Here is a 12,948-nt window from a genome sequence, read left to right as displayed (position 1 = left end):
TATAATCTACCTGTTTTCATAGGAATATAAAGTAGAAGAGCAGCTGCCAAATGACCCCAAATATAACTTATCACCATAGGAAAAACCGGAGTACTGCTCGTTGCTCACGCAGCCAGGGTATACGGCTACTTTTTCCCATTTTTTCTGTTCCTCACTAAAGCGAAGCAAAGCTTTATCACCCTTCGCGCTGATTGCAAAGCCAGTTCCCTGGTGAGTGAAAACTCTAAAAGGTCCGTTTAAAGTGCTTTCCTCTGGCATAATTGCTACCTGTGACCAGCTATCCTGCTGTGCATTGTATAACCAGGTGGCGTTACCTACTACTGTATAGGCTTTACCGTTGATTACAAAGCCGGAGCCATTATTGTTATTCCGGAAAGGGCTGAGTGCCTTTACCTCTTCTGTTGCCGGATCATACCGCCAGAGTGTTGTGTTACTGTTGGTGTTGCGGCCTCCGAAGAAGTAGATATAGCCATCGTGAGTAAAGCTGCTGGCGTCGGAAACGCCGAAGGTCAGGCCTTTCTTTTGCAACCAGCTCTTGCTGCTGATGTTATACTCCCATACCGACATGAATAAGGTATAATACTGATGATTTCCCCCGATAAGGTACACTTTGTCACCAACCTTATGCATCGCAGAGCCATTACGAGCCTGTCCAGGAAAAGCGCCTTCATTGCGCCATACAGCGGTTCCTTCTTCGTAACTTATCAGGCGATCATAGGCAAAGAAGTAAGCTTTTCCTCCCGAAATGAAAGAAGGCATGTGAAATATGGTAGCTGGAACCGAAGAGGGCTTAACTGAAGCTTCCCTGAACCCTGACTCCAGCGTGTATGAGTGTGGCAAAACAGCAGTCTTATTGCCCCGGTTAACAGATACAGTCAGTGCTTGGCCATATAGGCTAGATGTGCCTATTGGTGCTTTCACTTTGATCTCTGTGTCAGCTACTGAGACTATAGTCGCAGATTTACCTCCGATATATACATAAGGTCCCCAGCCAGAGTAACTTAAGTTTTTGCCATAAATACTCAACTCATCGCCAGGCATTCCCTTATCAGGCGAGATATGGGTGATTTGAGGGCCTATAATCTCAAACTCCTCTGCAGCTGTCGTGTGCTCACCATGCGCGGTCACAGTGATTGGAAAATTACCTGAATAAGTCACCTTTGGGGTGATGATCGTAATGCTGTCGGGGTGAGCAGAGACGACATATGCCTGTGTATCCCCGATACTCACTTTCACTAAACTTCTATTATTGCTAAAGTTTTGACCATAAATAGTGACAGTACTGTTATCCTCCGCTGCTTTTGGGCTGAAGCTATGGATAACTGGTGCAGCGGTGTTCAGACTTTTGAATGCTAAGGCAGTTCCATAAGTCGTGTTCAGGCCATGTTTGGCATAGGCTTGTATCCTGTAGTTATACCCCTTTACAAGTCCATGCGTCAGTTTAGCCTCATACTCGCCTGTGACAGCAGTAGTACCCACTACATTCTTTATTACGCTCTTGTCATTGTTTATAGCAGTATACTCAAACCCATACTCGGTCACCGGCTCATTGCCAAGGCTTACGATTTCGCCCTTCACAAATACCCCGGTGCTATCAGGTGTAGCCTCGAGTGTCCTCAAAATAGGATAACTTTTTACCTCCGGAAACTCCTTTTCTTTGGCGCAACCATGCAGCAGCGCCAGCAGGAGTATAAAAGACAATAATTTCAGCTGCCTCATAGGTTAAGTCGGATTGTGGTAGAGAGATTGTTGATTGAGTAGTTTTCGGCAAATATATGGCCGGTACTTAGTCCAAAACTGACATAGTTTTTGGGTAAATAGAAGTACTGCAATCCCACACCGGCCATTACGCCAAAGTTTGCTTTTTGCAACCGGAATATATCTTCGAATTCATGCAGGCTGGTTGTATTGCTTTTGTGCTTTGCCTCCAAAAGTCTGTTGGACTGCTCTGCCGCATATAACAGTTCAGCTCCCGCCTCAGCATATAAAGAAACTTTGTTGCCATTTAAGTAATAGCGCGGTACAATGGATAGCTTTAAGAAGTCTAGAGTCAGTTTCATGTGCTGGTCCATAGAGGCATTGGTCAGTGTTGCCGCAAAATCCATTTTGCCGTAGCTCAGATTACTGATAACACTGAGATTTTTAACATCCCAAATAGGCGTCTCAACAAATGCCCCTGCTTCTGCATTTTCTGACGTCATGCTATACTCACCAAAACCATTTTCAGGAAAGGCATCCGTTTTAATCTGTATGGTAGAGCGGTTGAAACTGGCTATGCCACCATAACTGAACATAGACATTCTCGCGTCCCGGCCTCTGTTGATATTGCGGGTATAGTAGCGAAGCGACTGTTCAGATAGCCTAACACGTGGCAATTGCCTCTGCCAAAAAGGTGAATTGGCGGCATGCTCCTTCAAATTAGGCTGCAGGTTCTCCTTTGTGAGCTGGGTAAGGCTGTTCTTCTCAAAGTAGTACTGCTTCCCGTTCTCCCCGCGTATCGTGTATAGATTTAGGCCACCATCTGCGACGGTCTTCAGGAATACATGACGCGTCTCTCCAAAGTAGGTCACCTTTCGGGCTACAAACTTCGTGCTGTCATTATACCCGAATTCTGTCAAAGTCCCTGCATCATAAGTCTGGAGCGGGTTCTTTTTTGATTTTTGATACTCAACCTGAAAGGGCTTTCTCGAATCAAACCGTATGTAACCATCTGTATAAACAGAGTCACCCTGTACGATATAGCCTCGTGACTGCGCTTTGGAAGAGGACCAGCCCAGAAGAAGCGTAAAAAGCAGGGAGAAGGTAAAGCAACTAATTTTGCCGTTCATGAAATATGAAATAGGAAATCGAGGCGATTTTGAGATAAATTTGCGAGACTAAAAATAGGTATAATATTATATAGTTTTTTAGTTGAACAGATCAATTAATTGAGAGATGGCGAAATATAATTTAACATGGCAGGCATCTGATGCGCAGTTACTAGAGGCTTTGTTACTGGCAACAGGAGGTGAGGGAGGTGCTACGCTACAGGATGTTCTGCTGATGGGAGACGCTGTCGATGGCACTGTTTACTCATTAGTAGAAGTGACGGAGGGATTGGAAAAACTGACTGCTGTTGGTTGTATTGCGGTGCAAAAAAACAAGCTATACCTGTCCCCTGAGTTTCTGGAAGAGTACGAACAGGCAACACTGGACGATGGGCTGGAGGAGGAGTCTGCCAGGCCTCTGGAAAAGTTACTTCATCAGAAAGAGATTACAACTGAGGCAATAGAGCAGGTGCGAGCTAATGTGCTGAAGAAATATAAGATCAAAAACTACTATCAGCAGTACCTGGAGCAGTATGGGGGTTAATGTGCAAAGCCGAAAAGATTTGCCGTGTTGTCAATGGTGCAAAGGCTTATGTAAGCTTTAGCATAAACAGAAAAGCCGCTGAGTTTTCAGCGGCTTTTCTGTTTATGTTATCATTTCACCAGCCCTTTAGCTGATTTTCTCAAATCCCAGGTATGGGTGCAATACCTTCGGCATGTTGATGCCATCAGGTGTCTGGTTGTTTTCCAGAATGGCGGCTACGATGCGTGGCAGGGCCAGGGCACTACCGTTGAGCGTGTGCAGTAGCTGTGTTTTGCCCGACTCGGTTTTAGAGCGCAGCTTCAGACGGTTGGACTGATACGTTTCAAAGTTAGAGGCAGAGCTTACTTCGAGCCAGCGGTTCTGGGCAGTGGAGTATACTTCCATGTCGTAAGTGAGGGCAGAGGTAAAGCCCATGTCACCGCCACACAGACGCAGCACACGGTATGGAAGCTCTAGTTTCTGTAACAAACCCTGGATGTAGCTACTCATTTCCTCCAGCGCTTCATACGAATTTTCAGGGAGCGTAATCTGTACAATTTCCACCTTGTCAAACTGGTGCAGTCGGTTCAGGCCGCGCACATCAGCGCCCCACGATCCGGCCTCTCTTCTGAAGCACGGCGTATGGCCTGCATTCTTGATCGGCAACTGCTCAACTGGTACAATTACATCGCGGTACAGGTTCGTGATCGGCACTTCAGCCGTCGGGATCAGGTATAGGTTATCTTCCGTGGCATGGTACATCTGGCCGTCTTTGTCAGGCAACTGACCAGTACCGTAACCAGAAGCTTCATTTACCAAAATCGGTGGCTGCACTTCCATGTAGCCGGCATTCATAGCCTCGTCCAAAAAGAAGTTGATGAGTGCACGCTGTAAGCGGGCACCTTGCTTTTTGTACACCGGAAAACCAGCGCCTGAAATCTTGTTGCCAAGCTCGAAGTCGATGATGTCGTATTGCTGAATAAGCTCCCAATGAGGCAGGGCGCCTTCGTGTAATTTTGGAATTTCGCCGTGCTGCAGAACTACTTCGTTGTCTTCTGCTGTTCTACCTTCAGGAACACTTTCGTGCGGAAGGTTCGGCAGCTTGTATAGTGCTTGCTGTATTTGCTCTTCGATGGCAGATAGCTGCTCAGCCAGTGATTTGGTCTGCTGCTTTAATTCTGATGTCTCTGTTTTAAGGGCTTCTGCTTTTTCGCGGTCGCCGCTTTTCATTAGTATACCGATCTCTTTAGAGATCGTATTGGCACGGGCCTGCAGTTCATCGTGCTGGCTTTGTACCTGTCGGCGCTGCTGGTCCAGGGCTACAATAGCTTCCACTTCCTGAGCGGCATTTTTGTAGTTTTTCTTGGTCAGTCCAGCTATCACCAGCTCTGTCTGCTCTCTTAAAACGTTTAGCTGTAGCATAGTTTGGGTCTTTGTATAGCTGCAAAAATATACTTTTTTAGGTTGTAAGCGGCATTTACGAAATCTTTTAAGGAAAAACTGAAACATTTTCAACAAAAACTCCGCTAATATTTGTTAATTAATAAGCATTGCAATAACATTGCAGTGCAATTTATAGCAGGCCCTTTCCTGAGCCGCACAAAACTCTATCGCATTCATCCATTTTCCGAATTAATAAGTAAAGCTCTCGCTGCGTTCGCCCAGGCGTGCCAAGCAGGTTAATTTAACTACCATACCACATTTATGTACAAAATTGAAGAATTGAAAGATAGGCTTCTTTCAGAACTCAAGGAAATTGCAGAAGACCTGGGTGTCAAGAATTTCAAGAAACTCAGCAAGCAGGATCTGGTCTACAAAATCCTTGATCAGCAAGCCATAACCCCTCCCGACAAATTGCCGAAAAAAGTAAAATCCTCTCCTAGCACAGCCGCCGCCGGCGAACCCGAAGCTACTGAAAACACAATTACTATCAGTGAAGAGCAGCAGGCACCTGCAGCCGAAGCGACAACCGAAGCAAGACCTGCCCGCGAAGCAGCCCGCCGCGAACAAACCAGTCCGACTTTAGTACAACAGCCGGCACCCGCCAAAGACCATGGTCCGCAGCGTGAGCGCGTGACAACCCGCCGCGACAACCGTAACGAAGGTGGCAACCCGCGTGAGCAGCGCCAGGAGCAGCGTGTAGAACGCACAGATGCCCGCCCAGAGCGTCAGGAAAGAACCGAGCGTGCCGAGCGAACAGAGCAGCGTCCTGAGAGAGCCGAACGTTCTGATCGCAATGATAACCGGAATGAAAGAAATGATAACCGCTCTGAGCAGCGTGAGCAGCGTCCTGAAGTAGGAAATCGCAGCGATACGCGCAATGACCAGAACCGCGGCGGTGATAACTTCCCGCGCCGCCAGCAGAATGCGGCCGCCAGCAGCAATAACTTCCGTGAGTTTGACGGAATAATCCTAAATGAAGGTGTGCTGGAATTGATGCAGGATGGCTACGGCTTCCTTCGCTCCACACACTACAACTACCTGGCCTCGCCAGATGATATTTATGTATCACCTTCTCAGATCAAATTGTTCGGTCTGAAAACAGGAGATACTGTAAAAGGTCAGATCCGTCCGCCGAAAGAAGGAGAGAAGTACTTTGCCCTGCTGAAGGTAGACTCTGTAAACGGACGTACGACAGAGGAAATCCGTGACCGTATACCTTTCCAGCACCTGACGCCACTCTTCCCGGAGGAGCGTTTAAAACTGACTACCAAGCCAAGCCAGCTTTCTACCCGTATCCTCGATCTGTTTGCACCGATCGGTAAAGGCCAGCGTGGTATGATCGTGGCCCAGCCTAAAACCGGTAAGACTGTACTTTTGCAGGAAATTGCCAACGCCATCTCTGAAAATCACCCGGAAGTGTATCTGATGATCCTGTTGATCGACGAACGTCCGGAAGAAGTAACTGATATGGCCCGCAATGTAAAAGCGGAGGTTATTGCCTCTACTTTTGACGAAACAGCTGAGCGCCATGTAAAGGTGTCGAGCATTGTATTGGACAAGGCCAAGCGTATGGTAGAGTGCGGCCACGATGTGGTGATCCTGCTTGATTCTATTACGCGTCTTGCCCGAGCTTATAACACAGTCGTGCCTTCATCAGGTAAGATCTTGTCAGGTGGTGTGGATGCAAACGCACTGCACAAGCCGAAGCGTTTCTTCGGTGCTGCCCGTAACGTGGAAAACGGCGGTTCCCTGACCATCATCGCTACTGCCTTGATTGACACGGGTTCTAAGATGGACGAAGTGATCTTCGAAGAATTTAAAGGCACCGGTAACATGGAACTGCAGCTGGACCGCAAACTGGCCAACCGCAGAATTTACCCTGCTATCGACGTGCCAGCTTCAGGTACACGCCGCGAAGACCTGCTTATGGACCGCGACGAACTGAACCGTATCTGGATCCTGCGCAAGTTTATGTCCGATATGAATTCCGTAGAAGCCATGGAGTTCCTGAAAGACAGAATGGTAGGCACGAAGAGCAACGAAGAGTTCCTGATCTCAATGAACGGTTAAGGTATACCTTCCCAATAAAAATAAACCGGCCCCACCGCTTTGCAGCGGTGGGGCCGGTTTATTTTTGGTGAGTTAGCAATTGGGCGAATGTTTTATTTTTTTAATGGGTCCACGTGCCTTGGCCATAATGGAAGAAACCTTAATAAATTCCTTTTTCAGATCTCCGCACAGTGGCTGCTGAAGAGATGGCAGCTTGTTCTATTAGTTTAAGCCAGGAGAAAAACAGACGCTATAATTTGCATAGAATTAATCATCACCAATTCCTTTCTGCCCTTAACTCCAGAAAGGATAATCTGGTCTGGCGAATAGATATACAGTGTAGGTAAGCACCACACCATAGACGATGTGTGCAAAAATGAGTGTGATCAGGTAGGTACGGAGTGAGATAAGAGGAGGTCGGGGATGCACCAGAAAAAACAGATACCACATGAACATCGCCATCAGGCCATGAGCTAATCCAAAGAGTAATCCCCAGGAAACATTGATAAGTCCTACTTCGGAGTGCCACAACGCAATGTAGAACAGCGCAAAAATAATCCCAACCAGGTAATGAGCTACCGTGCCGTATACCTTGGTATTGGTAGCATCCGAGAGCGAACCATCAGGTTGCGTGCGATTCATAAGCATGGTGCCTAGTATCCGGATGACCTTCATAACACGGTGCGTCACGTAGGAGAGCAGGTATAGGAAGGCAGTCATGGCGGCGGTGGCGGCGATTCCACCTATTACAGCGTAAAGTAGTTTCATGGAGAGACGGTTTTTGCTCTTATACGAAATCAGGCTAGCTAGTTATAAGACGGCGGCCTGCATAGACTTATAAGATATAAACTGAACGCAACAGGAGTATCAGAAAGAAAGCCAGGCTGATGCATAGGGAGGAGATCTTATTCATGCGCATCGTATTTTCAAAGTTCACCTCTTCTGGGTTTCGCCAGGACCTGCGCACCCAGCTCAGGAAAAAGTAGGTAATAGGAGCAGTGCATAGCAGAAACGCCAACACGCTGAGCAGTTGACCTATAGACAGGTATAGCCCGACCAGAAGTGCAGCTCCCAGGCCCAGCGCTATACCTGCAAATACGAAGGTGCCCCGTATACCTAGCAGTAAACTCAAGGTTTTGTCACCTCGCTCACTGTCTTCCTGGTGCTGGTAAATCTGAGTAAGCGGATAGGAGCCGCAGAGAAAGAGCGTGCTGACCAGGGCAAACAGAATGTTCTGCTTTTGTAAAATTTGCTGGGTATCCAGATCAGCTCCCACCTGCACCATCAAAAAAGTAAATGCGCCCTGAAAGACCGTAACAACCAACGTGCTGATGATCGGGTATTTCTTCAGTCGGATGTCACGGTCGCTGTAAGCTTTAGAGACGAGCAGGTATAAGGCAACCAGCAAGGCAAAAAAGGGTGATACGATAAAGCTGAGCAACAAGGCCAGTACATCAAAAAGAACAACAAGGTGAAATAGCTCTTGGGTGACTTTGGGCGGTTGCCGGAGTCCGCCAATACTGCCTTCATCCCGATCGTGGTAGGAGTTATAGCCGTTGCTGGCCGGGTATACCAATACATGCAAAATGAAGAACACAGCAGCCGCCCGCCACAAGGTATAGCCATCCATTACGCTAAGCGCAAACCAGTACACCGGCATCAGGTATACCGAAAACGGAATCCGCATGAGGGTCAGGGCACTACTGTATTTTCCGATGACAGGTATAGCGATAGGTTTCATAGTTTAATTAATTCTCTGGATAGCCTAACAGGTATATAACCTGCTTGCCGGGTCCGGTTCCTACTATGCCCCTGCGCCAGGTATAGCCCGGCGGGGTATTAACACGGGCCAGTAATTTATCCAGCATCCGTGGGTTATAAAGTCTGAAGAGCGATACCAAGCCATCCCAGAGTATACCCAGCGGAATAATTGGTATGAGGTACGTGAATAGTAGTCTACTAAGTTTAAAAGGCCTGATAAAAGGTGTTACCACCAGGATGATGATCGGGAAGGTCAGTAGAAAAATAATGAGCTCGGCCCATGTCTTACTGCCCCCTTCAAAGATGCCAATGGGAGCCTGCTGATCTGCCGCGTTCTGCAAAATAGCCACTGCCTGCTGTGGTTTAAAGTGATGAAAAGAAGAGAAGATAGTGCGTACGCCTTTTATCTGTGGTGGTACCTGTGTGGCATCTATCGGAGAAGCGATAAAGTCGATAAGGCCGTCCGATTGACGGTGTAGGTACTCGTAAGCACCCAGGTTGGGGTACAGGTCAGATAAGGTGACGCGTACAGGCTCACCCATGCGTTGGCTTAAGGCTTCGCGTATACCTTCTATGCCGCCCCCGGCACCGGAGCAAATATCAGTGAAGTGTGTTTGGCCGCTGCGACGGAGCAGGTCCTCCAGCAAGGGTATAGCCGGGCCGTAAGCGCCGAGCTTTGAGATCATGAAGCGAAGGAAGTCGAGCATGCCCTGGCGGAAGATGTGCGGAAACCAGGGCTGGTCTTCTAGCTCAAATAGTTGCAGACGGAAGTTCAAGGGCAGCAGCGATTATTTAAGTCCGCATACTGCCCGATGCCTATAAAAGTTGCTATGGGAGCGTCGTGCCGCGCTGACTCATCCAGGGGTGGAGTTCCATGATCAGCTTTCCGGCTTTTACCGCAGGGTCTGCTTCAGTCAATGCCTTTGCCTCTTCCAGGGTAGCCACATCAAAAATGAAAATGCCACGCAGCTCCCCATTGTCCAGAAACGGGCCAGCCATCACCAGTTTGCCATCAGCAGCCATCTTACGGATATGCGCCATGTGCCCTCGTTGAATGCTGTTCACCTCGGCCGTATCGGTCGGCTGGTAAGGACCTTTTTTGAGCAGCGCCATGTAGTAGGTCTTCATCTGGCTCATATCCATCTCACCGGACTTTTTAGGGGCCTCCTGGGTTGTCGCAGCAGCTTTTTTTGGAGCAGGCTTCGCTTTTGATTGTGCCTGAGTAGCCAGTGTGCAGCCAAGGCAAAGCGCCAGGGCTATACCTGTGGTTTGTAGCAGTTTCTTCATAGAAGTAAAGGTATGCAAACTCAATTACTTTTTTGTTATTCCCGCTGCGCCGGCCCCGATACTGAAATTGTCTCCAGCATTGCCGAATAACTGCCAGTATTCTTCCTGCGGTTTGTCCAGGTCAGGAGTAAGTACCAGGCGGTCACCGTTCACAAAGGTCAGGGCTACACCGTATGCGTTTCTTATTTCTATACTCTCTACTGCCAATGCCTGACTGCTGATGACAAGTCCCTGCAGGCGCTGGTCGCGCAGGTTGGCGCCGGGCACTTTCCAGTCGAACTTGGGTGAGGGCAGGCCGGGTTCACGCTTGCGCATGAACACTTCGTTGTGCTTGATCGTTTCGCCGTTGGACAGCTCGAAAGTCCAGGGGCAGTTCACGGCCAAGGTATAGAGGCCAACATCCAGAATCAATCCCTGTGGTGTGGTATAGCTGGTTTTGCCGAAGTGAAAGTACTGTACCAGTTCGTTGCGGGTGGTCTTGGTTAGCGGCAGGCCCTTGATTCTGTCGAAGGCTTCCTGTAAGTGCTCTTGCATGGGTGGATAGGTAATGCTATGTGGCAAAGATAAGTAGGGCCAGCCAAAGTTGTAACAGCTTCTCTATATCGCTGACTAAGTTTTATGCGTTTCTAAGAAAGTATTTGTACACAAAAGGTATATTTGCAGTAGATTAGAAAGAAGCGTTCCGGAAAATACAGGCGATCTGCCCTGATGATATAACATGCTGCAAGAGCAAGAAAGAGAACAAGAAAAACGACCGGTCAAGAAGAGAGGATCCGTGTATGGCAGTGTGATTGGCTATACCTGGAAAGTGTTTCTGCTGGGGTTGATGGTGGTGGTTGGATACCTGGTGAGTGTGGAGTATAACTTCTTCTACCTCTTTGGCTCGTCCCCAAGTCTGGACAGGCTGGAAAACCCACGCAGCGACCAGGCCTCCGAACTCTATACCGCCGACGGCAACCTGATCGGGAAGTATTTCCGTGAAAACCGCAGCCCGGTGAGTTACAAACAGATGTCGCCAACGCTCATCAATGCGCTCATCGCCACAGAAGATGTCCGCTTCTATGAGCATGCGGGTATAGACCCGACTGCGATCTTTGGTGCGGTATACGACAACCTGCGTGGCGAAAGCCGTGGTGGCAGTACCATTACGCAACAGCTGGCCAAAAACCTGTACAAGACCCGTACCGACGACTCCAAAGGGGTGCTGGGGCATATTCCTGGCCTTAACATTGTCATCTCAAAAACGAAGGAGTGGCTCACAGCCATTAAGCTCGAGCAGCGCTATACTAAGGAAGAGATTCTGGCGATGTACCTGAATACGGTGGACTTCGGCAGCAATTCATTTGGTATACAGGTAGCCTCTAAAACCTTCTTCAACGCCTCACCGGACAGTCTGAAAACAGAGCAGGCGGCCGTGCTGGTAGGTTTGCTCAAAGCACCAACCTACTATAGTCCGCGCTTCAACCCTGAAAACGCTACCCGCCGCCGCAACACGGTGCTGGGCCAGATGGCCAAGTATAATTACCTGACAACTGCTGAGGCCGACTCGCTGAGTCAACTGCCGCTTGTGCTGGAGTATAAAGTAGAGAACCACTACGACGGGCCGGCAACTTACTTCCGCGGTGCAGTGGCTGATTTTATGAAGGAGTGGTGCAAGCAGAATGGCTACGACCTGTACCGGGACGGCCTGAAAGTATACACCACCATTGATTCGCGAATACAACAGCACGCCGAAGCAGCCATGGAGCAGCAGATGCGTACCCTGCAGCGTCGCTTTGATAATCACTGGAAGGGCCAGAACCCGTGGGTGGATGAGAAAAACCGCGAGATACCGAACTTTATTGAAGAAACGATCAAGCGCACCGATTACTACCGCCGCCTCAAGAAGAAACACGGCGACAATCAGGCAGCGATCAACAAAGAGCTGAACACGCCACGCGAGATGATGGTGTTTACGTGGGATAATGATGCGCGCGAAAAGAAAATGACCATGTCACCGCTTGACTCGCTGCGTTACTACAAGCGTTTCCTGCATGGCGGTATGATGACCATGGACCCTTTCTCCGGTGAGATCAAGGCTTGGGTAGGGGGTATCAACTTTAAGTATTTTAAGTACGACCACGTAAAGCAGGCGCGGCGTCAGCCGGGCTCTACCTTTAAGCCGTTCGTGTACGTGGCTGCTATCGATAATGGTTATTCGCCCTGCGATAAGATCGTGGATACGCGTGTCACCATCAATTATGTAGAAAAAGGAGAGAAGAAGAGCTGGTCGCCTACCAATGCAGACTGGGCCTATACCGGTGCTCCGATGACCTTACGCCGCGCCATGGGCAAATCGGTTAACTCGGTAACGGCGCAACTCACCGAACTGGTAGGCTGGGAAACAGTGGTAGACTATGCGCACAAGCTAGGAATCAGCAGTCCGCTTGACAAGGTGCCTTCCATCGGCTTAGGCCCAAGTGATGTGTCCATATACGATATGGTGGGAGCTTACAGCACTTTCCCGAATCATGGCTTCCATACCGCACCACGCTTCATTACCCGCATCGAAGACCGCGAAGGCAACCTGATCGAGCAGTTTGTACCGGAGCAGAAAAAAGTGCTGAGCGAGGAAACAGCCTTCCTGATGATGCACATGCTTAAGGGAGGTATAGAGGAGCCCGGCGGTACCTCACAGGCACTGTGGGAATACGACCTCTGGAAAGGGAATGAAATTGGAGGCAAAACCGGAACGACTTCCAACCACTCCGACGGTTGGTTTATGGGTGTAACCAAAGACCTGGTAACCGGTGTGTGGGTAGGTGGCGAAGACCGCAGTATTCACTTCCGTACTTCTAACCTGGGTGAAGGGTCTAAAACCGCTTTGCCAGTATATGGTCTCTTCATGGAGCGTCTCTACAAAGACAAAGACCTGGGCTTTACCATGGGACGCTTCCCGGGGCCGACCGTCAAGATCAGCAAAAAGTATAACTGTACCACCGTGCTGCCAAGAGCTGAGCCGGATTCTACGCAGCTTGATCTTGATCTGGATATTCTGGATTTGTCAGAATTCCTGCAGTAGCGTGTTGTTAAAAGCAG

At 48.9% G+C, this 12,948-nt stretch carries 11 protein-coding genes; 3 read left to right on the top strand and 8 right to left on the bottom strand.

Features of this window, described 5'->3' with window-relative positions; genetic code table 11:
• Positions 1–6: 6 nt before the first annotated feature.
• Both AC5FX6_RS14905 and AC5FX6_RS14900 read right to left on the bottom strand, forming a co-directional pair.
• Positions 7–1,719 carry an IPT/TIG domain-containing protein gene (locus tag AC5FX6_RS14905; protein ID WP_493597856.1) on the bottom strand — a complete coding sequence of 571 codons (1,713 nt, stop codon included), beginning with the start codon at positions 1,717–1,719 and terminating at the stop codon, positions 7–9.
• Positions 1,716–2,828, bottom strand: coding sequence for a hypothetical protein (locus AC5FX6_RS14900; protein WP_493597855.1), 1,113 nt, complete (start codon positions 2,826–2,828; stop codon positions 1,716–1,718). The genes AC5FX6_RS14905 and AC5FX6_RS14900 overlap by 4 nt, the downstream gene beginning before the upstream one ends.
• A 106-nt stretch (positions 2,829–2,934) precedes the next feature.
• Here AC5FX6_RS14900 and AC5FX6_RS14895 point away from each other — a divergent pair, with 106 nt between their 5' ends.
• A complete protein-coding gene (locus tag AC5FX6_RS14895) occupies positions 2,935–3,351 on the top strand; it encodes a hypothetical protein (RefSeq protein WP_493597854.1) in 417 nt (138 codons plus the stop codon).
• A gap of 126 nt (positions 3,352–3,477) precedes the next feature.
• Here the strand turns inward: AC5FX6_RS14895 and serS are convergent, their stop codons facing one another.
• Positions 3,478–4,752: a serine--tRNA ligase gene (serS, locus tag AC5FX6_RS14890; RefSeq protein ID WP_493597853.1), complete on the bottom strand. Its 1,275-nt coding sequence runs from the start codon at positions 4,750–4,752 to the stop codon at positions 3,478–3,480.
• Positions 4,753–5,034: 282 nt separating this feature from the next.
• On the opposite strand from serS, the gene rho reads away from it, so the two are divergent.
• A complete protein-coding gene (gene rho, locus AC5FX6_RS14885; RefSeq protein ID WP_493597852.1) occupies positions 5,035–6,843 on the top strand; it encodes a transcription termination factor Rho in 1,809 nt (602 codons plus the stop codon).
• Between the two features lie 273 nt (positions 6,844–7,116).
• On the opposite strand, the gene AC5FX6_RS14880 is transcribed toward rho, so the two are convergent.
• The 5 genes from AC5FX6_RS14880 to AC5FX6_RS14860 all read right to left on the bottom strand — a co-directional run bounded on the left by AC5FX6_RS14880 (position 7,117) and on the right by AC5FX6_RS14860 (position 10,404).
• A complete protein-coding gene (locus AC5FX6_RS14880; RefSeq protein ID WP_493597851.1) occupies positions 7,117–7,590 on the bottom strand; it encodes a hypothetical protein in 474 nt (157 codons plus the stop codon).
• A 67-nt stretch (positions 7,591–7,657) separates the two neighbouring features.
• Positions 7,658–8,563 (bottom strand): UbiA family prenyltransferase, encoded by a 906-nt coding sequence (locus AC5FX6_RS14875; RefSeq protein WP_493597850.1) that lies wholly within the window; start codon positions 8,561–8,563, stop codon positions 7,658–7,660.
• A gap of 7 nt (positions 8,564–8,570) precedes the next feature.
• Positions 8,571–9,359, bottom strand: coding sequence for a class I SAM-dependent methyltransferase (locus AC5FX6_RS14870; protein ID WP_493597849.1), 789 nt, complete (start codon positions 9,357–9,359; stop codon positions 8,571–8,573).
• Between the two features lie 52 nt (positions 9,360–9,411).
• Positions 9,412–9,870 carry a YciI family protein gene (locus AC5FX6_RS14865; protein ID WP_493597848.1) on the bottom strand — a complete coding sequence of 153 codons (459 nt, stop codon included), beginning with the start codon at positions 9,868–9,870 and terminating at the stop codon, positions 9,412–9,414.
• Between the two features lie 24 nt (positions 9,871–9,894).
• Positions 9,895–10,404: a hypothetical protein gene (locus tag AC5FX6_RS14860; protein ID WP_493597847.1), complete on the bottom strand. Its 510-nt coding sequence runs from the start codon at positions 10,402–10,404 to the stop codon at positions 9,895–9,897.
• A gap of 184 nt (positions 10,405–10,588) precedes the next feature.
• On the opposite strand from AC5FX6_RS14860, the gene AC5FX6_RS14855 reads away from it, so the two are divergent.
• Positions 10,589–12,931, top strand: a complete 2,343-nt coding sequence (locus AC5FX6_RS14855; protein ID WP_493597846.1) for a penicillin-binding protein 1A — start codon at positions 10,589–10,591, stop codon at positions 12,929–12,931.
• Positions 12,932–12,948: the final 17 nt, after the last annotated feature.

The sequence above is a fragment of the Pontibacter sp. LHS2 genome, from assembly GCF_058932845.1.
This window is presented reverse-complemented; position numbering and strand designations above follow the sequence as displayed.